General features: G+C 40.4%; 18 protein-coding genes. 17 read left to right on the top strand and 1 reads right to left on the bottom strand.

Annotation, left to right across the window (positions count from 1 at the left end):
- Positions 1-327 precede the first annotated feature (327 nt).
- Genes dapF through FQ608_RS02860 form a run of 5 tightly spaced genes read left to right on the top strand, consistent with a single transcriptional unit; the run spans position 328 to position 7,058 of the window.
- Complete coding sequence (dapF, locus tag FQ608_RS02880) at positions 328-1,125, top strand: diaminopimelate epimerase (protein ID WP_158856277.1); 798 nt, start codon at positions 328-330, stop codon at positions 1,123-1,125.
- A 32-nt stretch (positions 1,126-1,157) separates the two neighbouring features.
- Positions 1,158-4,538, top strand: a complete 3,381-nt coding sequence (secA, locus tag FQ608_RS02875) for a preprotein translocase subunit SecA (RefSeq protein WP_158856276.1) — start codon at positions 1,158-1,160, stop codon at positions 4,536-4,538.
- A gap of 13 nt (positions 4,539-4,551) precedes the next feature.
- Positions 4,552-5,091 carry a hypothetical protein gene (locus tag FQ608_RS02870; RefSeq protein ID WP_158856275.1) on the top strand — a complete coding sequence of 180 codons (540 nt, stop codon included), beginning with the start codon at positions 4,552-4,554 and terminating at the stop codon, positions 5,089-5,091.
- Positions 5,078-6,280 carry a M20 metallopeptidase family protein gene (locus tag FQ608_RS02865; protein ID WP_158856274.1) on the top strand — a complete coding sequence of 401 codons (1,203 nt, stop codon included), beginning with the start codon at positions 5,078-5,080 and terminating at the stop codon, positions 6,278-6,280. Before FQ608_RS02870 ends, FQ608_RS02865 begins: the two co-directional genes overlap by 14 nt.
- A gap of 7 nt (positions 6,281-6,287) precedes the next feature.
- Positions 6,288-7,058, top strand: a complete 771-nt coding sequence (locus tag FQ608_RS02860) for a S1/P1 nuclease (RefSeq protein WP_158856273.1) — start codon at positions 6,288-6,290, stop codon at positions 7,056-7,058.
- On the opposite strand, the gene FQ608_RS02855 is transcribed toward FQ608_RS02860, so the two are convergent.
- Complete coding sequence (locus tag FQ608_RS02855; RefSeq protein ID WP_158856272.1) at positions 7,055-7,750, bottom strand: ComF family protein; 696 nt, start codon at positions 7,748-7,750, stop codon at positions 7,055-7,057. The two genes, FQ608_RS02860 and FQ608_RS02855, sit on opposite strands and share 4 nt — an antisense overlap.
- 106 nt (positions 7,751-7,856) lie before the next feature.
- Here FQ608_RS02855 and FQ608_RS02850 point away from each other — a divergent pair, with 106 nt between their 5' ends.
- The 12 genes from FQ608_RS02850 to FQ608_RS02795 all read left to right on the top strand — a co-directional run bounded on the left by FQ608_RS02850 (position 7,857) and on the right by FQ608_RS02795 (position 25,150).
- A complete protein-coding gene (locus FQ608_RS02850) occupies positions 7,857-8,219 on the top strand; it encodes a hypothetical protein (protein ID WP_158856271.1) in 363 nt (120 codons plus the stop codon).
- Positions 8,220-8,984 (top strand): exodeoxyribonuclease III, encoded by a 765-nt coding sequence (locus FQ608_RS02845; protein WP_158856270.1) that lies wholly within the window; start codon positions 8,220-8,222, stop codon positions 8,982-8,984.
- Positions 8,985-9,025: 41 nt separating this feature from the next.
- The gene (locus FQ608_RS02840; protein ID WP_158856269.1) at positions 9,026-9,427 is read left to right on the top strand and encodes an ATP-binding protein; all 402 of its coding nucleotides are present in this window, start codon (positions 9,026-9,028) and stop codon (positions 9,425-9,427) included.
- Between the two features lies 1 nt (position 9,428).
- Entirely contained in the window at positions 9,429-9,857 is a 429-nt protein-coding gene (gene ybeY / locus FQ608_RS02835) for an rRNA maturation RNase YbeY (RefSeq protein WP_158856268.1), read from the top strand.
- A gap of 85 nt (positions 9,858-9,942) precedes the next feature.
- Positions 9,943-11,808, top strand: coding sequence for a tRNA uridine-5-carboxymethylaminomethyl(34) synthesis enzyme MnmG (mnmG, locus tag FQ608_RS02830; RefSeq protein ID WP_158856267.1), 1,866 nt, complete (start codon positions 9,943-9,945; stop codon positions 11,806-11,808).
- A gap of 229 nt (positions 11,809-12,037) precedes the next feature.
- Positions 12,038-12,697 (top strand): class I SAM-dependent methyltransferase, encoded by a 660-nt coding sequence (locus FQ608_RS02825; protein ID WP_317168881.1) that lies wholly within the window; start codon positions 12,038-12,040, stop codon positions 12,695-12,697.
- On the top strand, positions 12,694-14,433 hold the full coding sequence (locus FQ608_RS02820; RefSeq protein ID WP_262885465.1) for an Ig-like domain-containing domain: 1,740 nt from the start codon (positions 12,694-12,696) through the stop codon (positions 14,431-14,433). The genes FQ608_RS02825 and FQ608_RS02820 overlap by 4 nt, the downstream gene beginning before the upstream one ends.
- Before the next feature lie 602 nt (positions 14,434-15,035).
- The gene (locus FQ608_RS02815; protein WP_158856265.1) at positions 15,036-15,473 is read left to right on the top strand and encodes a MarR family winged helix-turn-helix transcriptional regulator; all 438 of its coding nucleotides are present in this window, start codon (positions 15,036-15,038) and stop codon (positions 15,471-15,473) included.
- Positions 15,474-15,487: 14 nt separating this feature from the next.
- Positions 15,488-17,893 carry a 3-hydroxyacyl-CoA dehydrogenase/enoyl-CoA hydratase family protein gene (locus FQ608_RS02810; RefSeq protein ID WP_158856264.1) on the top strand — a complete coding sequence of 802 codons (2,406 nt, stop codon included), beginning with the start codon at positions 15,488-15,490 and terminating at the stop codon, positions 17,891-17,893.
- Between the two features lie 96 nt (positions 17,894-17,989).
- Positions 17,990-19,162 carry a thiolase family protein gene (locus tag FQ608_RS02805; RefSeq protein WP_158856263.1) on the top strand — a complete coding sequence of 391 codons (1,173 nt, stop codon included), beginning with the start codon at positions 17,990-17,992 and terminating at the stop codon, positions 19,160-19,162.
- Positions 19,163-19,363: 201 nt separating this feature from the next.
- Positions 19,364-21,166, top strand: a complete 1,803-nt coding sequence (locus FQ608_RS02800) for an acyl-CoA dehydrogenase family protein (RefSeq protein WP_158856262.1) — start codon at positions 19,364-19,366, stop codon at positions 21,164-21,166.
- A gap of 873 nt (positions 21,167-22,039) precedes the next feature.
- Positions 22,040-25,150 carry a SusC/RagA family TonB-linked outer membrane protein gene (locus FQ608_RS02795; RefSeq protein ID WP_158856261.1) on the top strand — a complete coding sequence of 1,037 codons (3,111 nt, stop codon included), beginning with the start codon at positions 22,040-22,042 and terminating at the stop codon, positions 25,148-25,150.
- Positions 25,151-25,159 lie beyond the last annotated feature (9 nt).

The raw sequence follows: 25,159 nt of genomic DNA, 5'->3' as shown, positions 1-25,159 counted from the left end.
AGCGCAATGCTAAATTAGCCAATAAATCCCTAAATCGTATAGCCAACCACAGAATAAGTAGTCAAAAATAATTTTCACATTACCTATTCCGTATTTTATCTGCTTATTATTTGGATTGTCTTTAATTATACTTGCTATTGCCACTTTTAAAAAGGCTGTGGTCTATAACCAAAGGGCGAATAGGCCTAATTATTGTTAATAATAGCGGTAGGGTAGCAGGTATTAATACAGGTTTAGGCCATATATTCAGCCAAGTTGCTTATTTTTGTGGATCGGGCACCATTTAACCCTGGACCGATTGTCTTCAAACGAACAAATAAATGGAAAATGACTACATCCTTCTATAAATATCAAGGCACAGGAAATGACTTTGTCATGATTGATGATAGGAGTCTTTCCTTCGAAGCTGACAATTTGTCCTTAATTCAGGCCCTTTGTCACCGAAGACTGGGGGTGGGTTCAGATGGATTAATACTTCTCAGAACACGGGAAGGCTACGATTTCGAAATGGTATATTTCAACGCGGACGGTTCCCAAAGCATGTGCGGTAACGGTGCCCGATGTGCCGTTTCATTTGCGGCATTTTTGGGCATGTGTAAGAACGAATGCCATTTTATGGCAGTAGACGGACCCCACAAAGCGTCCATCAGAGGCAATATAGTTGAATTAGAGATGGGTCCCGTACGGGAATTTCTCCAAATAGATGAAGATCATTTTATAAACACCGGTGCTCCCCATCACATCCGTTTTGTGGAAAACCTCATCCATTATCCCGTCGTCACGGAGGGAGCCAAAGTCAGATATAACAAAGAGCTGTACCCGCAGGGAACAAATGTAAATTTTGTGACGGAACTCCGTGAGGGTACACTTCAGGTGCGAACCTACGAGCGGGGCGTGGAAGACGAAACGCTTTCCTGTGGAACTGGTGTTACAGCTTGCGCGCTTTTATACGGCAAGCTGAAAGAATTGGAAGAAGTTTCCGTTGAGACAAAAGGCGGTAGGTTGAAAGTTCGTTTCAATTCAGATGGAAATGGGGGCTATACCAATATCCGATTAATAGGGCCTGCCGAGCAGGTTTTTCAGGGAATCATACACATACCTCAAGAAGCTTTAGCTTCAAATTGAACGTTAAATAAAGACAATTATTCATTCTATTTATGTTAGATTTTATTGCAAAAGGACTATCGAAGGTATTTGGTACCAAATCAGATAGAGATATTAAGCTGCTAAACCCCATGGTGGATAGCATTAAGGAAGCGTACGCAAAACTTCAGGTTTTGACTGACGATGAATTAAGGCTGCAGACCCAACAAATAAAGGACATTATCGATTCCGACTTAAAAAGTTTTGATGATAAAATCCTTGAAATAAAAGCGAAAATCGAAGGTCTTTCTCCAGTGGAAGTTCAAGCTAAGGATGCGCTTTTCAATGAAATCGACATTACTGAAAAAGCGCGTAACGAGGAGTTGGAAAAAACCTTGGAAAAAGTCCTTCCTCAGGCATTTGCTGTAGTAAAAGAGACAGCTAGACGGCTAAAGGAGAACGGAAAACTTGAAGTCACTGCCAATATAAGAGACATGGAATTGGCGGCGGTGAAGAGTTATGTCACCATTAACGAAGATACCGCTACTTGGGGAAATACTTGGAATGCGGCCGGGGTAGAAGTTACCTGGGACATGTTGCACTATGATGTTCAGTTGCTAGGTGGTGTTGCCTTGCATAAAGGAAATATAGCTGAAATGACTACGGGTGAAGGTAAAACGCTGGTTTCTACTTTGCCTGCCTATCTGAATGCCTTATCCGGCCGGGGTGTACATATCGTAACGGTAAATGATTATCTTGCTAAACGGGATTCCGAATGGAACGCACCTCTTTTTGAGTTTCACGGCTTAAAAGTTGATTGTATCGACAAATATCCGCCAAATTCAGAAGCTAGAAGAAATGCATATGCCTGTGACATCGTCTATGGCACAAACAATGAATTTGGATTTGACTACCTCCGGGATAATATGGCCCGTGATTCGCGGGATTTAGTCCAGGGTAAGCACCATTTTGCCATGATCGATGAAGTCGATTCAGTACTGATAGATGATGCACGTACCCCATTGATTATTTCGGGTCCTATTCCCAAAGGAGATGTACATGAATTTTATGATATGAAACCTCGGGTTTCTACATTGGTAGATGAGCAGCGCAAATTGGTGCAAGGCTATCTAACCGACGCCAAAAGACTTCTCAAAGAAGGGAATGATAAAGAAGGGGGACTTGCACTCTTTAGGGTGTTCCGAGGACTTCCGAAATACAAACCATTAATCAAATATCTTTCCGAACCAGGAATCAGGGTTATTTTGCAAAAAACAGAAAATTTTTACCTGCAGGATAATAAACGCATGATGCCTGAAGCTGATGAGCCGCTTCTTTTTACGATTGATGAAAAAACAAACTCCGTAGACCTAACGGACAATGGCATCGAGACCATTACCCGCAAAAACGAGAATCCGGACTTTTTTATCCTACCTGATATAGGGATGGAGATTGCGGATATGGAAAAGACCGTCGAACTGGATGACAAGGAAAAGCTAATCCGGAAAGAAGAGCTAATTAAGGATTACGGGGTAAAAGCCCAGCGTATACATACGGTAAACCAATTGCTCAAAGCCTATTGCATGTTCGAAAAAGACACCGAATACATCCTGGTAGACGGTAAAGTAAAAATAGTGGATGAGCAAACTGGACGGGTGATGGAAGGGCGAAGGTATTCGGATGGACTTCATCAGGCCATAGAAGCTAAGGAAAACGTAAAAGTAGAAGATGCTACTCAGACATACGCTACCATTACGCTACAGAATTATTTCAGAATGTACCATAAGCTCGCCGGTATGACTGGTACGGCAGAAACCGAGGCTGGGGAATTTTGGGAAATATATAAGCTAGATGTAATCGTTATTCCCACAAACAAACCCATACAACGGGCCGACCGGGAGGACATGGTTTTTAAGACAGTCAGGGAAAAATTCAATGCGGTCGTGGATGAAATCAACGCCCTTACCGAAGCTAACCGTCCTGTCTTAGTAGGTACTACTTCTGTGGAGATTTCCGAATTGCTAAGTAGAATGCTTACTTTAAGGAAAATAAAACATCAGGTATTGAATGCCAAACAACATGCCCGTGAAGCAGACGTGATAGCCGAGGCAGGTAAACCTAAAACGGTAACTATCGCCACCAACATGGCTGGTAGAGGTACGGATATTAAACTTACGCCCGAATCAAAAGCGGCGGGAGGATTGGCTATAATCGGTACCGAAAGACATGAATCCCGTCGTGTGGACAGACAGCTAAGAGGTAGATCCGGCCGACAGGGTGATCCCGGTTCTTCCCAGTTTTTCGTTTCCTTGGAAGATAACCTGATGCGTCTCTTCGGTTCAGAAAGGATCGCTAAATTGATGGACCGAATGGGTCTTGAAGAGGGCGAGGTAATCCAACATTCCATGATTACCAAATCTATCGAACGGGCACAAAGAAAAGTGGAAGAAAACAACTTCGGCGTGCGTAAGCGACTTCTCGAATATGATGATGTCATGAACAGTCAACGGGAAGTGGTCTATCGACGAAGAAAAAATGCTCTACTTGGAGACCGTTTGGAGCTGGATATTTTAAATATTCTCTACGATGTATCGGAGGGAATCATCGAGATGGCCAAGAGTACGGAAGATATAGAAAATCTACGGATGAATATCTTTAGCTCTTTGGGAATCGATTATACTATATCTGCTACGGATCTTAAAGAGAAAGATACTACAGTACTTACTAGGCAACTGTTTGACGCCGCGTATAAAAACTATGTCAGCAAAAATAACGGCATTCTTCAAAAAGCGATGCCCATTTTACACGATGTCTATAAAAAACGCGGTGCCACGGTAAAAGAAATCATGGTGCCCATTTCTGATGGCATCAAACAAATTGGTGTGGTTATCAATTTGGAGTCTACCATCGAGAATGAGGGACGGGATTTGATTCGGGCTGTTGAAAAAACGGTGACACTTGCCATTATTGACCAGAACTGGAAAGAGCACCTTAGGGACATGGATGATCTGAAACAATCCGTGCAAAATGCGGTCTATGAACAAAAAGATCCGCTCCTGATTTACAAATTTGAAGCGTTTGAGATGTTCAAACGATTTGTGGGTAGATTGAATGATGACGTTAGCACATTCATTTCCAAATCTGATCTTCCCAAGCAGGATCCAGATCAAGTTAAAGCAGCCCAATCCACCAAGTCCGCTGAACCTACCGGCACGGCTACCAAAGAAGAAGTTGGTAGTACGCTGGGAGGAAATTCATCCGGACAACGAGCTGCTGCTGCGCAACAAACCAGAGTCAGCAGAGAACCTGTACAGCCCAGAAAGTCAGATAAGGTCTATGGACGAAATGATCGGGTAACTGTACAATATGTAGACGGTAAGCTGGTAAAAGACGTCAAATATAAAAGTGTGGAGCAGGATATTGAAAGTGCCAAATGCGTGGTAATCGACAGTTAAATACAAAGAAACCATGATAAAACGGATTTTGTTTGCCTCAGTATGGCTCGCCATAACTTCAAGCTGCGGCTTTATAAGTGTGAGTAAGACCGGTGGATCCGCTGAAAGGTATAGTGGGTATACTGAAAACCTGGAAAACACCCTACCGCCCTTCGAAGCTTTTCCGGCCTCCGCTGTTTCAGTGCGTAGTAAAGAAACGGTAAAACCGGTTGATGATGATCTTTCCATTGCAGTACAACGTCTGATCTCAAAGAATGAAGAGGAAATGTATATCAGTGGATTTACTATTCTAGTATATAGTGGAGTAGATCGGGAAGAGGCCTTCAAAACTAGGAATACTCTCTATTCTGAATACCCTGATGTCCTCACGTTCATGCAGTACCAACAACCCCGATATCTCGTTAAAGTAGGTCGGTATATCAACCGGATAGAAGCTTTGGCATGGTATGAGAAAATTAATGATGAATTTCCTTCCGCAAGGATCATTCAAGATCGGTTCGAACGGTCAAGGTTTAGTGAAAAGTCAGATACAATAGAGGATGCTCAAGAATAAAATAAAAAAACTTGCACTGGAAATTAAAGCAGAGGCAATAGAAAATCGCAGATACCTACATCAAAATCCGGAACTATCCTTTGAAGAATACAAAACTGTAGCTTTTGTTGAAAGTAGATTACGCCAGATTGGTATCGAAAAAATCGAAAAAAAAGCCGTCACTGGGCTTACTGCTCTAATAGAAGGTAGAAATCCTGAAAAGAAAGTTATTGCCCTTCGTGCCGATATGGATGCATTGCCCATTTTCGAGCAAAACGACGTGCCCTACAAATCCACCAAAGAAGGTGTAATGCATGCCTGTGGTCACGATGTCCATACATCTTCCCTATTGGGTACTGCCAAAATTCTGCATCAGTTAAAGAATGAATTTGAAGGAACTGTCAAGCTTATCTTCCAGCCAGGCGAAGAAAAGGCACCCGGGGGGGCCTCATTTATGATCAAGGACAAAGCGTTGGAAAATCCAAAACCGAAGGCAATTTTTGGCCAACATGTGATGCCCTTGATACCTGTAGGCAAGATAGGCTTCAGGTCTGGGATGTATATGGCAAGTGCTGATGAGATTTACTTGACTGTAAAAGGTAAAGGAGGGCACGGAGCCATGCCAGAAACGTTAATTGACCCCGTTCTTATTGCCTCCCATATTATTGTCGCACTTCAGCAAATAATCAGTAGAAATTCAGATCCCAAAATTCCTTCTGTGCTTTCGTTTGGAAAGGTGATCGCAAACGGAGCTACCAATGTAATTCCCAATGAGGTAACGCTTGAAGGAACTTTTAGAACGTTAGATGAAACTTGGAGGCAGAAAGCCAAAGAACTGATAGCCAAAATGGCGACAGGCATAGCCGAGGCAATGGGTGGCTCGGTAGACGTGAATATAATGCACGGCTACCCCTTTTTGAAGAATGATCCTGACTTGACAAGTAGAGCCTCCGTTGCCGCTAAGGAGTATATGGGGGAGGAAAACGTTGTCGATCTGGATTTATGGATGGCTGCGGAAGATTTTTCATATTACACCCACGAGATGGCCGGGTGCTTTTATCGGTTAGGAACTAGAAACGAGCAGAGAGGAATTACTTCAGGAGTACATACGCCCACCTTTGATATTGATGAGGATGCGTTGGAAATTGGTTCAGGTCTTATGGCTTGGCTCGCTTTAAAGGAACTTGAAACAGTCACTATCCAAAATTGATTTCATTATGAAAAAGTTGTTTTCAGTTTTGTTTATTTATCAGCTGGTTGTTATTCAATCCTTTGGGTGGGGACTTACCGGTCATCGGGTAGTAGGTCAATTGGCCGAATGGCATCTAAATAAGAAAGCCAAAAAACAGATAGAGAGGATTTTAGGACCTGAGTCGCTGGCCATGGTTGCTAACTGGATGGATGATGTAAGATCAGACGGAAACTATGATCATCTAAATACGTGGCACTACCTGACGATAGAAGATGGCAAAACCTTCGACCCAATAATACAGGAAGCAGAAGGTGACGCTTTCAGCAAAACGAAAATGATTATAGCACTCTTGAAAAAAGGGGGGCTGAGTGTACTAGAGGAACAGGAATACCTTAAAATGTTGGTTCATCTCGTTGGTGACCTACATCAACCACTCCATGTAGGAAGGGGAGATGATAGGGGAGGCAATGATGTACAGGTCACTTTTTTCAACCAGAATACTAATCTACATCGGGTATGGGATAGCCAAATCATTGATGGAAAACAGCTTAGTTATACTGAAATGGCCACTTATCTACATCGAAGGGCAGATGAACAAGCAATCAAAAAGCTCCAAAGTGGCGGATTAGAAAAATGGTTAGCTGATGCAATAGATCTTCGATCTGTAATTTATGATTTACCTGATGACAAACGGTTATCCTATCCATATGTTTACAAGACATTTCCTTTGATTGAAGATCAACTCTTGGCTGGCGGTATCAGATTGGCTGGCATCCTTAACGAAATCTACGGTTAAGCCTTTCCTGCGGCGATAACAGCTAAATCTAGTCTATCTGGATTGGCGGTATGGATCACATTCGCACAGGCGGCTAACGTAGCTCCCGTTGTCATTACATCATCTACCAGTAAAATGCGCCTACCGTTAATGGACGTAGCTTCCATCAGCTCAAATACGTCTGACACGTTTTCCCAACGCTGAATACGTGATTTGCGGGTTTGTGTTGATGTATTGGTGTTTCTCCTTAACGCATATATTTGCGGAATAGATAGAGATTCAGCTATTCCCTCTGCGAAACACTCACTTTGATTGTACCCTCTTCTCCGTAGTTTTTCCCGGTGTAATGGGACCGCAATGATCCCCTGCCAGCGGTCCTTATAGCCGTTTTCAGCGAGCAGCCTACCATATAGACGGCCCAATACCTTACCTAATCCCGGCTTATTTTTATATTTCAACTGGTGCAATAGAATTTGACTAACTCCCTTTTTGGAGTACTTTAGATAGGCCATTACATTATCCACTTCCGCCAGACCCAAAATTTTTGTTTTTAAGTCGTTCGATTCAGGAATTAGGTGGTAGGAGGTGACAGGTAAGTTTGCCTCACATTTACGGCACAGATGATCTTCAAACGCATACAGACTACGTTTGCAAACAGCACAGGTGAGAGGAAAAACCAGTGCCAAAAAATCTTCTAATAGATTGAAACGCATATCGAAAAAGGGTTGTTAGGTATCTAGTACGCTTAAAACTGTTATATTTGTCGGTGGCAGTAACAATATCAAAGTAATTTAGAATAATTTAGCCAAACGGTCAACTATGTTTAAAAAAGACTTGGACTTGGAAATTCGGTGGGGGAAGCTATTGGCGGGTTTGACCGGGTTGTTTCAAAAAAAACCTGCTGACCTAAACGCCGTATTATTCATCATTGGCGTGCAAGAATTGGGAAAAGGTATCTGCGTATTTAGCAAGGAAGAAAAGCAGGACCTGATGCACATTGCGGTTTGCAAAGTCCTAAGTCTTTCTGGGTTTTATGAGCTGGATTTTATCGATCAAGATGGCTGGCCCCATTGGAAATTAACAAAGGAACTTCCGCATTTGAATGCCGCTGAACAAGAAAAAATGTTAAAATTACATGTTTTGGAATATTTTGAAAAAGAGTTTGAAACACAGATAGATTAAATGATTTTAGTTTCCTATAATGTAAATGGTATCCGGGCAGCGCTTAAAAAAGATTTCATCGGGTGGCTTAAAGCCTGCAATCCTGACGTAGTAGGACTGCAAGAAGTAAAGGCTTCACCCTCACAGGTTGATCTGAGCATGTTTGAAGATTTGGGATATGAGGTTTATTGGCATGAGGCGGTAAAAAAAGGATACAGCGGGGTAGCAACATTAACTAAACAAAAACCTAATGCGATCCACTATGGTATGGATATGCAAAAATACGACGATGAAGGACGAATCCTTCGTTTGGATTTTGATGGTTTTTCGTTCGTGAATACCTATTTCCCCTCAGGAACAACGGGAGATGTGCGTCAAGCGTTTAAATACGAATTTCTTGATGATATCTATGGCTTTTCTCAAGATTTGCGAATTAGGCATCCTGAGTTGATATGGAGTGGAGATTATAACATTTGCCACAAGCCAATCGACATCCACGATCCCATATCAAATAAGAAATCGTCAGGATTCCTGCCAGAGGAAAGAGCATGGATGGATAAATTCACGGAGTCTGGGTTTGACGACAGCTTCCGATTAATTAATCCAGACCTTGCCCACCAATACACCTGGTGGAGTTACCGCGCAAATTCACGTTCCAAAAATAAAGGATGGCGGATTGACTACCATATGACAACACCGGGACTTAAGGACCATATAACTAAAGCCACCATTCATTCGGATGCTTTACACTCCGATCATTGTCCGATTCTAATAGAGATCGATTAAAAAATAATGAAAATTATTCTGAATTTAATAGAAATAAATTAATGAAATCGATCAAAATTTCAATTCCATCTTTGATTGAAAACATTACAATCATAGAAAGCTTCATCGATAATGCAAAGGAAAAATTCCATATATCGGATGACATATATGGCAATATCATGATATCCGTCACAGAATGTGTCAGCAATGCTATCATTCATGGAAACAAAGAAAATCCAAAGAAAACGGTTAAATTAGAACTTAAATTTTATGAGGATCAAATTAAGTTCATCATAGAAGATGAGGGAGATGGTTATGATTATAATCATTTGAGTGATCCAACTTCTCCTGAAAATTTAGAAAAATCCGGTGGCAGGGGTGTTTTCCTAATGAAGCATTTGTGCGATGACTTGTCATTCGAAGATAATGGAAGGAAAACCTATCTCACTTTTTATATGAATTGATATGGCAATACGGTTTTTTGAGGAAGAAATAAAATTCAAGTTACCAAATCGAAATAAGTATAAGAGGTGGCTAAAAAGTTTAGCCTTTGAAGAAGGATTCTCTATAGAAGATCTCAATTATATCTTTTGTACTGACGAATATTTACACAAGATTAATCTGGAGTATTTACAGCACGACACTTATACTGATATTATTACTTTCGATCAAAGTGAGTTCCCAAAAAGGATCTCCGGTGAGATTTACATCAGCATAGATAGGGTTGTTGAAAACGCTAAATCCTTGCAGGTGACGTTTGAGAAAGAAATAAACCGAGTCATTAGCCACGGCTTATTACATTTATGCGGATATACCGATAAAAATAAATCGGACGAATTGAATATGCGGATAAAAGAAGAAGCCGCTCTAGGTGTATTCGAAAATATTAAATAGCAAGTGTTCCACGTGGAACACTTGTAAACACCATCTCCGAAAATTATCTTAACTGTTCCACGTGGAACATGTACAGCTTTAAATTATGTTTCCAATATATGATGTTATTGTAGTAGGGGCGGGACATGCCGGGTGTGAGGCAGCACATGCTGCGGCCAAGATGGGTTCCAAAGTACTCCTATGTACTATGAACATGAATACTATCGCCCAAATGTCTTGTAACCCTGCTATGGGAGGGATTGCCAAAGGACAAATTATTAGAGAAATCGATGCGCTTGGCGGTATGTCTGGGATCATATCGGACAAGTCGATGATTCAATTTCGTATGTTAAACCGTTCAAAAGGTCCGGCAATGTGGTCACCAAGAAGTCAAAATGACCGAATGCGGTTTGCTGAGGAATGGAGATTAGCTCTTGAACAAACACCGAATGTGGATTTTTGGCAGGAAATGATAACTGGACTACTTGTTAAAGACGGTGTAGTGACAGGAGTAAGGACTGGAATTGGAATTGAGATACAGAGTAAATCTGTCGTTCTCACCAATGGAACATTTCTGAATGGTATCATACATATTGGAGAAAAACAAATGGGAGGGGGCAGAACGGGCGAATCAGCATCAAAGGGAATTACCGAAGATTTGATCGCTTTAGGATTCGAGTCTGGCAGAATGAAGACTGGAACACCACCAAGAGTAGACGGTCGATCATTAGACTATACAAAAATGGAAGTCCAATATGGAGATCCCATCCCTGAAAAATTTTCTTACTTACCTTCAACCACATCTCTCAAAGAACAGAAAACATGTTGGATCACTTATACCAATAAAGATGTTCACGAATCCTTGGAAGAAGGTTTTGATAGATCTCCAATGTTTAATGGGAGGATCAAAGGGTTGGGTCCAAGATATTGCCCATCAATTGAAGATAAGATCAATCGTTTTGCTGAAAGAGAGCGCCACCAAATCTTTGTCGAACCAGAAGGTTGGAATACAGTGGAAATCTATGTAAATGGCTTTTCAACGTCTCTACCTGAAGATATCCAATATAAAGCATTGCGAAAAATACCTGGCTTTGAACAAGCTAAAATGTTTAGACCCGGCTACGCAATTGAATACGACTTCTTCCCACCAACTCAATTAAAGTTAAGCTTAGAAACGCAACTAGTAAGTAACCTGTTTTTTGCCGGACAAATTAACGGTACTACAGGATATGAAGAGGCGGCTGCCCAAGGGCTGATAGCAGGGATGAACGCACATAATAAGGTTAAAGAAAAAGAATCAATCTTACTTAAAAGATCGGAGGCTTATATTGGAGTTCTCATTGACGACCTGGTTAATAAAGGTACAGAGGAACCATATAGAATGTTTACTTCGAGGGCTGAATTCCGACTATTATTGCGCCAGGATAATGCAGACCTGCGATTAACGGAAATAGGTTTCAAACAAGGATTGGCCTCAGCAGACCGCATGATCCTAGTTAATAGCAAGAAAGAAGAAACAAAACGACTCATTAGTGAGTTGAAACAAATAAAACTGGACCCAGGATCCTACAATGAGAAATTACTAAGTTTAGATACAGCGGAAATTAAAGAAAAAATAAGCGCGGATAAACTTATTCGTAGACCTCACTTAGGCATTAAAGAAATATGCTCCCTAGATGAATCAATTGCTAGAAGGCTAGAACACTATTCAAAAGACGTTTTAGAGCAAGCAGAAATTCAATTAAAATACGAAAGTTACATCAATAAAGAAAAGGCAATGGCTGATAAGATGATTCAACTTGAAAACTACCGTATTCCTTTAGCTTTTAACTACTCCGGAATTACCGCTCTTTCAGCCGAAGCAAGACAAAAACTAAGTAGCGTAAAACCAGAAACGTTGGGACAGGCTTCAAGAATAAGTGGCGTGACGCCAGCGGATGTTTCTATACTAACAGTTTTTCTAGAAAGATAACATGTACGAAAGGTTAACCAATTGTCCGCTGTGTAATAGCGGACATTTTCTTAATCAGCTAGTGGTTAAGGACCATGCACATACTCAGGAGTCTTTTACAATCTGTCGTTGCACGAAGTGTGAACTGTGGTTTACCAATCCACGTCCAACTTTGTCTGAAATACACAAGTATTATGACACGGAAACATATATCTCACACAAGAATAAAAGTAATACACTAGTCAATTTTTTGTACAAACAAGTAAGAAAACTGACCATAAGGAAAAAACTAAATTGGCTGAAGCAACGAAATAAAATACCAGGAAGACTACTGGATTTTGGCTGCGGTACAGGACATTTTCTTTACTCAGCCAAACAAAAAGGATGGATAGTAACAGGAGTCGAACCGAATGATGAAGCTCGAAATATCGCTATTTCTAAACATCAGTTGATAATTCACAAAAGTCTTGATGAAACCAAAAAAGAAAAAAAATACGATGCCATCACCCTTTTTCATGTATTAGAACACGTCCACGATTTAAAAGGAACAATAAGATCCTTACTAGAATTACTAAAGAAAAGAGGAACGCTTTATATTGCTGTGCCCAACAGAGATGCCCCAGATTACCATTATTATAAGGAAAATTGGGCTGCGTTGGATGTTCCTAGACATCTATATCATTTTAATAGACAGTCGATGAAATTCCTCGCAGAAAAATATTCTCTTAAAATTATTGAGGAGAAACCAATGCTTTTTGATTCATTTTACGTTTCCTTGTTATCAGACAAATATCAACCAATCAAAAGCTCCTTTGTTTCATCGATTGCCAAAGGCCTTAAATTCAACAAAGCTGCCGCAAGAGATAAAAAAAACTATTCCAGTATCCTTTTTATATTAAAAAAGAAATGAAATCCATCAGGAATCTATTTTTTGCATCCATCATCATAATAACTTGGTTCTCCTGCGCAAAGCAAAGTTCACCTATGGGAGGACCAAAGGATGAGGATCCTCCAATTCTGTTGGAAACGGATCCGGAAGATAATTCTATTAACGTAAAGCCTCGGGAAATTAATTTAATTTTCAATGAGTATGTTGCGCTGGAAAACCCAAACAAACAAATTATCATCACACCGAGAATTAAGGTAGATGAAGTCGAATTTCTAGCAATAAAAAATAGAGTAAATATTAAATTAAACCAGGAGTTGGAAGATGAAACTACATATGTTTTCAATTTTCAAAAGAGCGTTCAAGATATAACAGAGAAAAATCCTGCTGAAAGTTTGAAACTAGTGTTTTCAACAGGCAGTACAATTGATAGTATATCAATATCGGGTAAAATTGCTTACATATTTCCCCAGAAAGAAAAGCTATTAAAGGACATCCTAGTCGGGTTATACGAAGAAAATGACACTACCGATTTATTTACTTCTCCACCTTATTATATAAGCCAAGCGGATACTGCCGGAAACTTCTCTATTACAAATATTAAATCGGGAATTTTTAGATTATATGCATGGCATGATGAAAACAATTCACTAAAAGCAGAATATCGAAACGAAGCCTATGGCTTCTATTCCGAACCCATTGACATCAGTTCAGATATTTCTGATATTCATATTAACTTATACAAGGGCGATCTTTCAGATTTAAAGATCAACCGATCCAGCCCAACAGGCAGAAACTATGATATTGTTCTAAGCAAATCCCCAATAAGTTATGAGATAATACATGAAGACATAGGCACGGATATGTTTTATAGACTCAATGACAAAACCATTAGAATTTACCATAATACCATACAAAACGACAGTACCGAAATTCAGGTCGTACTTAGAGACTCAGTCGGCTATTCAATAGATACTACATTATATGCAAAATTTGAACCAAGCGATAGGAGGGATGAAAACTTGGAAATTTCAGTAAATTCTGGCTTAGCATTTTTAAACAATATTCGTTCCGAATGGACTTTTAATAAACCAGTGAACTTTATCAATTATGATTCCCTATTCATCACATATGACACAGCAGGAGTAATACCAATCACCCCAGAAAACATCTATTTTTTAGATAGCAGTAAACGGACGAAGCTAATTATGGAATTGTTTGTGCCTGATTCACTCACTTATGAAACATATACCATCTATGCTGGTGATTCCTCTATTCGGGATATTCAGGGAGTTTATAACAATGAACCAATAAAAGCCAACTACAGAAAGCTAAAACAAGACCGTCTTGCTGATGGTATTTCCGGCACTGTACATACAGAAGAACGACCCATACTCTTACAATTGATTAATAAAAAAAATGAAATTGTAGAGCAATTGTATCTGGAAGATACCAATACTTATCAATTTTCTAGGATAGAGGCCGGAGACTATAGAATACGAGCGATTATTGATAGAAACAAAAATAGAAAGTGGGATCCGGGTAATTACTTTGAAAACAGACAGCCAGAACCTCTATATTTTTATTATGATACCGAAAAAAATACGGATGAATTTATCCTAAAAGGCGGTTGGCTTCTTACCGATGTCGACATTTTCCCAAGACCAGATACAGGAATATACCAATCCATAGAAATGTTAGAACAAGAAGAGGATCTAATAGAGCAAGAACCCGATAAAATCGATGATTCGGTAAATTAAGTTGTCTTTGTGGATCTCGTGTTGATAACACCACGAAATCACCCAACAACTGTCGTCTTGCTAACATTTCAACGAAAAGCTTTGCAGCCATTAAATAACTTTGGGGGTAACCCCATAGTTCTCCCCACTAATGCACCAGCTCTTTAACAAAATATTATTAACAATGCAATATTGGGGATAAAATCAACCTAAAATAGAATATATCTATAAATATCTCATTAACAGTAATTTATAGAAGTTATAGATGTGGATAACTAGTTATTCTATCCTAATTAGACGTTCATTTCAGTGTTAGTAAATATGAATAGAAAGGTTACCAACATATCCACACCATAATAGATACTACAGTTTTCTTAATTCATAAAAATCTTATTTATAATAAGGTGTGTATAACTTTATCTATTTGGCTAAATGCATTAATCGTTGCGGTTACCCCAATAATTCAAAACAAATTAAATTTACAACGAATTTTTCCGATAAAAATAGCTTCTAAGCCGATTCTACCATAAAACCACGCAAAAAAAAATAACATATAGTATGCATGCATAACTTTTTTTATTATATTTAGCTATTCGGCATGATAAATACGTATACTGTAATAGATGAAAAAAGAAGAGACTATTGATTTTCACATTAAATCCTGTTGGCATTCTATCTCCAGGATGTATAATCAAAAGGCTATTCAAGAGGGAATTACGACATCCATAGGATTTGTTTTGATCAATATAAATTCAAAAGAAGGCACTCCTGCTACGAAAATTGCTCCGATGATGGGACTTGAATCTAGAAGTCTTACTAGGGTCTTGAAGACAATGGAGGATAAGGGATTGATTTCAAAAAAAGCCGATACGCTTGATAAGCGTTCAGTTAGAGTTTTTTTAACTGAAGAAGGTAAGAGAAAAAAGGCTGTTTCGGTTGAGACGATAATGGATTTTAATGAGAAAGTAAAAAATTCACTAAGCTCAGAGGAATGGGATACTTTTTTTGAGGTATTCAATAAAATTAATAAAGTAATTAGTTACGAACAGAATAAGATATAAACCTTGAACGACTTATGAGAAAAGCAATTCAAAAAGTAGCCATTTTAGGTTCCGGAATTATGGGATCCAGAATTGCCTGCCATTTTGCCAATATTGGTGTGCAGGTACTCTTATTGGATATTATACCCCGCGAACTAAATGAAGATGAAAATAAAAAAGGTCTTACTTTAGAAGATAGGGAAGTAAGAAACAGATTTGTAAATAAGTCTCTCCAAGATACTTTAAAGTCTAAACCATCGCCAATTTATGATTCAGAGTTTGCATCACGCATTAAAACGGGCAACTTCGATGACGATTTAGAAAAGGTCAAATCTGTAGATTGGATTATTGAAGTTATTGTAGAAAAATTGGAAATCAAGAAGTCTCTCTTTGAAAAGGTGGAGAAATTCAGGACTCCAGGAACATTAATAACATCCAATACCTCAGGGATACCCATTCAAATGATGTCAGAAGGTAGAAGCGAGGACTTTCAGTTACATTTTGCCGGAAGCCACTTCTTCAACCCCCCAAGATACTTGAGACTATTAGAAATCATACCTGGTCCTAAGACCAAACCAGAGATAATAGATTTTCTCATGGACTACGGAGATAGGTATTTAGGTAAAGAAACGGTTCTGTGTAAAGATACGCCCGCATTTATTGCTAATAGGATAGGTGTTTATTCGATTATATCGGCTATACATACCATTGAAAAAATGGGGATGGGCGTCTCTGAAGTGGATAAGCTTACCGGAACGGTAATAGGCAGGGCTAAATCAGCTACCTTCCGGACGATGGACGTAGTTGGTTTGGACACTACGGTAAATGTAGCTACTAATCTTGCCAAGGTATTGGAGCATGATGAATCAAAAGCCATGTTTGAGTTGCCCAATAGCATGAAAGTCCTTCACGAAAATAAGTGGCTGGGAGATAAAACGGGTCAGGGATATTTCAAAATGATCCGTCACAAAGACGGTACCAAGGATCTGAAGGAAATAGATCTTCAGACTATGGAATATAAAGATGTGGAAAAGCCGAAGTTTAAATCCCTCGACGACGCCAAATCCATTGAAAATATAAAAGAAAGAATAAAATTCCTTGTCAACTATCAGGATAAATCGGGAGAGTTTTTTAGAGCCACTTTTTACGACCTGTTCCGATATTGTTCGTTTCGAATTCCGGAAATAGCAGATGAATTATACCGGATCGACCAGGCGGTATCTGCGGGTTTTGGATGGGAATATGGACCCTTTGAGAACTGGGATATTCTTGGAGTAAAAGATACGGTGGAAAAGATGGAAGCAGGCGGAGAAAAGCCGGCCGCTTGGGTCTATGAGATGCTGGATGCAGGCAAATCCAGTTTTTACAAGGTAGAAAATGGAAAGACTCACTATTATGATATACCTACCAAATCATATGTAGTTATACCCGGTCAAGGGGATTATATACTTCTAGATACACTGAAAGCTGCCAATAAGAAGATTTGGGGAAATGCAGGTGCATCCGTTTATGATTTAGGTGATGAAGTAATTGGACTTGAGTTTCATACCAAAATGAATTCACTGGGTGCCGAAGTGGTTGAAGGAATCAATACAGCCATAGCCATGGCAGAAAAATCATACAAAGGATTGGTCATTGGAAATGAAGGAGCTAATTTTTCCGCAGGCGCCAATCTGGCTATGTTGTACATGTTTGCGGGAGATCAGGAATTTGACGAAATCAACCTAATGATTGCCCAGTTTCAGAATACCATGATGCGGGTTAGATATTCCTCCATACCTGTGGTAGTTGCTCCGCATAATATGGCCTTGGGTGGCGGGTGTGAGATGTCTTTGCATGCAGATGCTATTCAGGCTCATGCGGAGCTTTATATGGGCCTTGTAGAGGTAGGGGTAGGCCTTATTCCTGCTGGTGGTGGAACCAAAGAGATGACACGGCGCTTCGCTAATGAAATAGTTCCAGGTGATGTTGAATTAAACCGTTTGCAGGAAACATTTATGAATATAGCCATGGCGAAAGTTTCAACATCGGCGGAGGAAGCCAGGGGTCTGGGATATTTGGAGGCTAAAGACGCTATTACATTGAACCGTAAAAGGCAGCTTGCTGAAGCAAAGGCAAAAGTGCTCGCGCTCTATGATGCCGGTTATACCCAGCCATCACAACAGACAAATATAAAGGTGTTGGGAAAAACATCTTTAGCGATGTTTGAAGCAGGAATATCAGGCATGAGGTACGGTGCATACATTTCTTCGCATGATGCCAAGATAGCCCGCAAACTGGCTTGGGTAATGAGTGGTGGAGACCTATCTGCTGCTACGGAAGTCAGTGAACAATACCTTCTTGATTTGGAACGGGAAGCATTCCTTAGTTTAACTGGAGAACACAAGACTTTGGAGCGGATTAACAGCATTTTGTTCAAAGGGAAACCGTTGAGAAACTAAAGTTAATATGAAGATTCCGACTCTTCGTTTTCTAAATGCTGCTCCGATCAATAGTGACAGCGACAAAGTCAACAATAACCTAAATTATTAATCAACATGGAAGCATATATTGTAAATGGATATAGATCAGCAATCGGAAAGGCTAAAAAAGGAGGTTTTCGCTTTTACAGACCTGACGACCTGGCAGCTGATGTCATCAAATTTTTAATGGAAAAAGTGCCACAGGTATCCCCAAAGATGGTGGATGACCTTATTGTGGGAAATGCCATTCCAGAGGCGGAACAGGGTATGCAGATGGGACGTATGATTGCATTGCTTGCCTTGGGTAAAGATGTGCCTGGATTTATAATAAACAGATATTGCGGATCCGGGATTGAGGCCATTGCTTTGGCTACGGCAAAAATCCGATCCGGAATGGCAGAGTGTATCATTGCAGGTGGCACAGAGTCCATGTCCCTTGTTCCCATGATGGGCTACAAAACAGCGCTTAACTGGAACATCGCTTCTAAAAATCCGGATTATTACCTTAATATGGGTCTAACGGCTGAAGAGCTTTCAAAAGAATACGATATCACCAGGGAAGATTCGGATTCATTTTCGGTACTATCCCACGAAAAGGCTTTAAAGGCCATCGCAGAAGGACGTTTTAAGGATGAGATAGTTCCGGTCGAAGTTGAGGAAACGTATTTGGATGAAAATAACAAAAGGAAGATCCGAAAATATACCGTTGATACGGATGAGGGACCCCGACCGGGCACTACCTTGGAGGTGTTGTCAAACCTTAAGCCGGCTTTTAAGCAGGGTGGACAAGTGACTGCCGGGAACTCATCCCAGACCTCTGACGGAGCAGCCTTTGTAATGGTTATGTCTGAAAGAATGGTAAAGGAGCTTAACTTGGAACCGGTGGCCCGCTTGGTATCCTACAGTGTAGCTGGAGTGGAACCTCGAATAATGGGCATTGGACCTAAAGAGGCTGTACCAAAGGCTCTGAAGCAGGCTGGATTAACTTTGCAAGATATGGAATTGATAGAGTTAAATGAAGCTTTCGCCGCCCAAGCCTTGGCTGTCATCAAAGCCTTGGATATGAATCCAGAAATTGTTAATGTCAATGGAGGTGCTGTGGCCTTGGGTCATCCATTGGGTTGTACCGGAGGCAAACTAACTGTGCAAATCATCAATGAACTTAAAAAGCGAAACGGAAAATACGGACTTGTGACCGCATGTGTTGGTGGGGGACAGGGTGTTGCAGGAGTAATTGAAGTGTTTTAGGTAAACAATAACTCATAAGCTTTAAGGAACTGAGTTTTCATGCATTCCACGACTGACTGTTCAATAGATTATTAGAAAAAAACCATTTCCAAGTTTTCGCAAAGTGTATTGAGAAATGGTCCGCCAGATAGCAGTCAAGTGTAACCAATGATACCTAGTAGTTAATATTCGGGCATTTTACTATTTTACAACATTTGAAATATGGAAACAAAAAATAATTCAATTAATGGAGGGGAATACCTCATAGCGGATACTGAGTCCAGCCAGGTATTTATCCCCGAAGAATTCAGTGAGGAACAGCTTATGATGGCACAGGCCTGCCAGGATTTTGTGGATACCGAAATCGAGCCTCATAAAGAAGCAATTGACAGCATGAAGCAACCTGATCTCGTGCCTGAAATTCTGAGGAAAGCTGGCGAACTAGGCTTGCTTGGTATAGCTGTTCCGGAGGAGTATGGAGGCTTGGGTATGAGTTTCAATACATCCATGTTAATTGCGGATATCATCGGTTCCGCAGGCTCATTTTCTACTACCTATGGGGCCCATTCAGGCATTGGAACATTGCCAATTTTGTATTATGGGACTGAGGAGCAAAAGCAAAAATACCTACCCAAACTTGTGAATGCGGAATGGGCAGCGTGCTATTGTCTTACTGAACCAGATGCAGGCTCGGACGCTAACAGTGGTAAGACAAAAGCCACACTCAGCGAAGACGGATCCCACTATCTGATTACCGGCCAAAAAATGTGGATTTCGAACGGGGGATTTGCGGATTTGCTTATTGTATTCGCCAGAATTGAAGATGACAAATATCTCTCAGCATTTATTGTGGAAAAGTCCTTTGGTGGCATTACCATGAATGAGGAGGAGAAAAAAATGGGAATTAAAGGGTCCTCTACGCGTCAGGTTTTTTTCAATGACTGCAAAGTACCAGTGGAAAACATGCTATCAGAGCGAGGTAATGGTTTTAAAATTGCCGTAAATATCCTCAATATAGGGCGAGTGAAATTGGGTGCTGGAGTTTTGGGAGGTTGCCGAAAGGTCTTGGCTGATGCCATCCAATATGCCGGAGAACGTAAGCAATTTGGAGTTTCTATAAACAGCTTTGGTGCTATCAAGCAAAAGCTTGCTGAGATGGCCATCCGTACCTATGCCTGTGAATCGCTATGCTACCGTGCAGGTCAGGATATCGAGGACCGAATAGAAACATTAACCAATGATGGTATGGATGCTACTTTGGCTAAATTAAAGGGAGTAGAAGAGTTTGCTATTGAGTGTGCTATTGCCAAGGTACACGGTTCCGAGGTGCTTGATTATGTAGTCGATCAAGGTGTGCAGATATATGGCGGAATGGGTTATTCCGCCGATGCACCGATGGAGAGGGCATACCGTGACGCGAGAATTTCACGCATCTATGAAGGAACCAATGAAATTAACCGTATTCTCATGGTTGGCATGGTGTTGAAAAGGGCGATGAAGGGGGAAATCAATCTAATGGGACCGGCTTTAGCAGTTGGAGAAGAACTGAAAGCCGTACCCAGTTTTGATAGTCCGGATACTTCCCAGCCTTTGGCGACCGAGAAGGAAGTCCTGAGGAAACTCAAAAAGGTTTTCCTTATGCTAGGTGGTCGTGCTTCCCAAGTTTTGGGTACTAAACTTGAGAGTGAGCAGGAAATCATGATGAACCTAGCCGACATTATGATAGAGATCTATGCAGCAGAATCCGCTATCTTGCGAACCGAAAAGCTAATTTCGAAAAACGGCACCGAAGAATCAGCAATACAGCTTGCCGCAACGCAGGTCTATCTTTTTGAAGCGGTCGATAAAATTCAAAGTGCGGGAAAAGAAACTATTCATTCATTTCTAAGCGGGGATGAACAGAAAGTGATGCTAATGGGCCTTAAGCGCTTTACTAAAATGGATGCCGTAAATACCAAGGAGTTGAGAAGACAGATTGCGGATGCTTTAATTGCAAAAGGAAAGTATCTGTTTTTCCAAGGTTAATAGCGCAACAAGTAATGTCTACATTAGAAAGATCCTCGGGAACAAATCCCGGGGATCTTTTATTATAGAGGCAAACTGGTTCATAGATAATATTGAGCCATTTATTTTTTGGAATCATTTAAGCGTAGATAAGGCTGGAAGGACTATTCAAGTTGTTTTAATTGATTTCAGCACATGCGTGCTTTAAAAGAAAATCAAATGTAGGATCTATTCTTTAACTGAGTACCTTAAAATATTATTTTGGATTAGACTCGGAATGTGCCAAGCAGAAGCATACAAAACGTGTACACAAGTTGCGACACTTATTTGAAATTATTAACCGTTATTTTTAACTAATTTTCAAGATATTTTTAATTAATCTATAAAAACACGTTCCCAGATGTAGCTATTTTTGTGTAGTTAAGAAAACAATTACACAAAAATAAAGTTTTGAAAATATGGGTAAAAGCCTTGCAATGTATGGTTTCGTTTATTTTTCACTTAAATCACCGTAATTTGATGTAGTGTTTAATTTCGTATTTTAATTAAAAATTAGAATAAAAAGAAATAAAAGTAACCTTTTTGCATACAGAAAGAAAAAATATTAGTCTGTATTATATTTTTTATTTGATCTGGATAGTGTAAAAATATATTATAAAACCTAAATTATTAAACTTAGTTGGAAATAAAGCGTTTTAAGGTAATATAAAACTGATATTAATCTATAATTTAATTTTATAGACTTTAATTGAATGCTAAATTGAGTAATTTTCAATTTTTTATTCTGTTTGACGGGTAAAGGAGTAAATTTCAATTTATTGTATATATAAACTAATTACCTGAATATTGCAGTTATAATTTAATTAATGTTAAAAAACCTTAATTTATAAACCTATGAAAAAAGTTTTACTATGCCTTGTGCTTACCATAATGACCGCTTATACGGTGATGGCGCAAAGCAGAACTATCACTGGGCAGGTTACTTCTTCCGATGAACCGGAAGGAATTCCCGGTGCTAGTATCAGTATTAAAGGGACGACAACAGGAACTGTCACAGATATTGATGGGCGCTACTCAATCAATGTCCCAGGAGAGTCAGGCGTCTTGGTATTTAGTTTTGTTGGATTTGAGACGGAGGAAATCACCGTCGGAAACCGCACGACAATTGACGTTGTACTCCGACAGGATGTCCGGGTATTGTCAGAAGTGGTCGTAACCGCCCAGAACATTGAACGGAATGAAAAATCACTGGGCTACACGGTACAGTCTGTAAAAGGAGATGTGATCTCCCAAAGATCCGAGCCAAATGTTTTAAATACTCTTCAGGGTAGAGTCGCCGGTGTAAACATCGGAAGTGCGTCAGGTTCACCGGGAGCATCCACCAATATCAATATCAGAGGGATTACTTCATTTACTGGTAGTAATCAGCCTCTAATAGTAGTAGATGGGATCATTTTCAGCAACAACACCGATAACACGCAAAACACGTTGTTTGGCTCTCAACCGGGAAACAGGCTGAATGACATTGCGCCTGAAACGATTGAGTCTATTAACATTCTTAAAGGTCCAGCTGCATCTGTGCTGTATGGATCTAGGGCGTCTGCCGGGGCGATTATCATAACTACCAAATCTGGTAGTGGCATGGAGGGGAAGACTGAAGTTACCATAACTTCTTCATTCAATATGCAGGATCCGATTAATTACGCTCCGCTACAAAACAATTACGGCCAAGGAACAACAAACAATTTTGTCCCTACAGCAACAACTTCCTGGGGTCCGAGATTTGGAACACCTGGATTCAATACTGTAACAAACACGCAAGGGGAAACGGTACCCTATCAATTGTATCCCAATCATTTTGATCTCTTTTTCCAACAGGGGACATTATTGCAAAACGGGGTCAGCATAGCTTCCGGAACGGCCGATGATAACTTTATATTATCCATCAACTCCACCAATCAAGAGGGTATTATACCAGAAACTGGTTTTGACAGATATAACGTACAGATAGGGGGGAATAAAAAACTCCAAAACGGGATTGATGTAGGAGGAAGTATGACTTATGTGAAGTCCAAACAACGAAGTGGAACAGCAGGAAACGGCGGATCGGCGATGGGACAAATAACCAGAATTCCCCGCTCGTACGATTTTGGAGGAACTCCATTCCGGAATGAATTGGGAGCACCTATCTATTACAACCCACCAAATACCCATCCGCTTTGGAGTACTCAAAATGAGACGTTCGACTCTAATATTGACAGGATGTTCGGTAACCTGACCATTGGATATGACTTTGCGGATTGGCTTAATGTAACCTACCGCGTCACCGCAGATACCTATACAGATAGAAGAAAGCAAATTCTTCGTATTGGGGCATCTAGAAGCCCACAAGGATCGCTTGGAGATGACATGGTTTTCAGGTCAGAGCTAAACGGGGATCTTCTTATCAGCATGAATAAGAATGACCTTTTCTTTGTAGAGGGGTTCAATGCCAATATGCTTTTGGGACAAAATATTAACCAGAGAGATTTCCAAAATACCCGGGTTGTGGGAGATGGCCTGAATATTTTTGGATTTGATAACGTAAGTAATGCGGATGTTTTTACCAATTCGTTGGAGACGAGTAGCCGACGAAGGTTGATAGGTCATTATGCCCAGCTAAACTTGGATTACAAGGATTATTTATTTTTGGAGCTATCGGGACGGGTAGATCAATCATCCACCCTGCCTGCCAATAACAATACCTACTTTTATCCATCTGTGGCGTTGAGTTTCGTTCCGACAGATCTCTTCGATCTGCAATCAGATATTCTATCGCAGATAAAAATCAAAGCCAATGCCGCACGAGTGGGCAGGGATGCTGATCCTTATCTCCTAACTAGCTTATTTTCGCAAGCTTCTTATGGAAACAATCTGGCTCAAATTAATTTTCCACTTTCTGTTGGTGGAGCAAGCGTTCCAGGATTCTTTCCTCAAAACAGAATCGGAAGTATGGATTTGGCTCCTGAATTTGTGACGAACTACGAAGTAGGGGCTGTTTTCAGTTTATTTGACTATCGTGTAGAATTGGATGTATTATACTTCAACACGTTAAGCACCAATCAAATATTTGATGTAGCAATCTCCCCTTCTTCCGGATTTGATAATAGAACCACAAATATAGGTGAAATGGTGAATCAGGGGATTGAAGCTACGTTGCGGGCTTTAGTAGTTGAATCAGGCCAGTTCACTTGGGAAAGTGAGTTGAATTTTACCAGAATTCGAAACGAAGTCAAGTCTATTGCCGAGGGGGTGGAAAATTCTACCATTCCGGGAAACAGCTTCTTGGGAATAGCGCCTTCCATTGCGGTTGGATATCCTTATGGCGTAATTATATCAACCAAAAACCCTCGCAATGATGCGGGAGAATTGTTGATAAATCCCGCCACAGGAGGCTTCGCTCCGGGAGTTCCAGGGCAGGTGATTGCGAATCAGCAACCTGATTGGATTGCAGGTCTATCCAACACCTTTAGATATAGAAATTTTACGCTTTCGACCTTGTTTGATGCCCGAGTAGGGGGTGAATTGTATTCCTTTGGACAAGTGGATTTGAGAAGTGGTGGGCATATTGACTACACAGGTGTTGACCGACATATGCCGAGGATTTTGCCAGGTGTAATTGACAACGGAGATGGTACCTACCGACCTAACAACATTCAGATTCCAGCTCAGACCTATTTTGGATCTCTGGGAGGATTGGCCTCAGAAGGAGCCGTATTTGACGCAACAGTTTACCGACTTAGGGAATTGGCATTAAATTACAACTTACCGGCTTCATTGTTGAATAATACTCCATTTGGCCAGGCTTCTATTGGCGTGAGTGCCAGAAACCTGTTGTTTTTTGCTCCAGGTTTCCCCGCAGACCCTGAGGTTAACACCCAAGGAGCGGGAAATATCCAAGGTATGGACTTAAGTGGTCCTCCTCAGGTGAGGAATTATGGTGTTAATTTGAGATTCACTCTGTAATGAAAAAGA

The organism is Lunatibacter salilacus (assembly GCF_009797935.1).
Classification (GTDB): Bacteria; Bacteroidota; Bacteroidia; order Cytophagales; family Cyclobacteriaceae; genus Lunatibacter; species Lunatibacter salilacus.
This window is presented reverse-complemented; position numbering and strand designations above follow the sequence as displayed.

Bases quoted from the DNA above. Each gene is read 5' to 3' on its own strand.
- secA (WP_158856276.1), top strand. From the start codon at position 1,158: ATGTTAGATTTTATTGCAAAAGGACTATCGAAGGTATTTGGTACCAAA.
- FQ608_RS02840 (WP_158856269.1), top strand. From the start codon at position 9,026: ATGAAATCGATCAAAATTTCAATTCCATCTTTGATTGAAAACATTACA.
- FQ608_RS02845 (WP_158856270.1), top strand. From the start codon at position 8,220: ATGATTTTAGTTTCCTATAATGTAAATGGTATCCGGGCAGCGCTTAAA.
- FQ608_RS02855 (WP_158856272.1), bottom strand. From the start codon at position 7,750: ATGCGTTTCAATCTATTAGAAGATTTTTTGGCACTGGTTTTTCCTCTC.
- FQ608_RS02860 (WP_158856273.1), top strand. From the start codon at position 6,288: ATGAAAAAGTTGTTTTCAGTTTTGTTTATTTATCAGCTGGTTGTTATT.
- FQ608_RS02795 (WP_158856261.1), top strand. From the start codon at position 22,040: ATGAAAAAAGTTTTACTATGCCTTGTGCTTACCATAATGACCGCTTAT.
- FQ608_RS02805 (WP_158856263.1), top strand. From the start codon at position 17,990: ATGGAAGCATATATTGTAAATGGATATAGATCAGCAATCGGAAAGGCT.
- dapF (WP_158856277.1), top strand. From the start codon at position 328: ATGACTACATCCTTCTATAAATATCAAGGCACAGGAAATGACTTTGTC.
- ybeY (WP_158856268.1), top strand. From the start codon at position 9,429: ATGGCAATACGGTTTTTTGAGGAAGAAATAAAATTCAAGTTACCAAAT.
- FQ608_RS02810 (WP_158856264.1), top strand. From the start codon at position 15,488: ATGAGAAAAGCAATTCAAAAAGTAGCCATTTTAGGTTCCGGAATTATG.
- FQ608_RS02850 (WP_158856271.1), top strand. From the start codon at position 7,857: ATGTTTAAAAAAGACTTGGACTTGGAAATTCGGTGGGGGAAGCTATTG.
- FQ608_RS02820 (WP_262885465.1), top strand. From the start codon at position 12,694: ATGAAATCCATCAGGAATCTATTTTTTGCATCCATCATCATAATAACT.
- FQ608_RS02865 (WP_158856274.1), top strand. From the start codon at position 5,078: ATGCTCAAGAATAAAATAAAAAAACTTGCACTGGAAATTAAAGCAGAG.
- FQ608_RS02815 (WP_158856265.1), top strand. From the start codon at position 15,036: ATGAAAAAAGAAGAGACTATTGATTTTCACATTAAATCCTGTTGGCAT.
- mnmG (WP_158856267.1), top strand. From the start codon at position 9,943: ATGTTTCCAATATATGATGTTATTGTAGTAGGGGCGGGACATGCCGGG.
- FQ608_RS02800 (WP_158856262.1), top strand. From the start codon at position 19,364: ATGGAAACAAAAAATAATTCAATTAATGGAGGGGAATACCTCATAGCG.
- FQ608_RS02870 (WP_158856275.1), top strand. From the start codon at position 4,552: ATGATAAAACGGATTTTGTTTGCCTCAGTATGGCTCGCCATAACTTCA.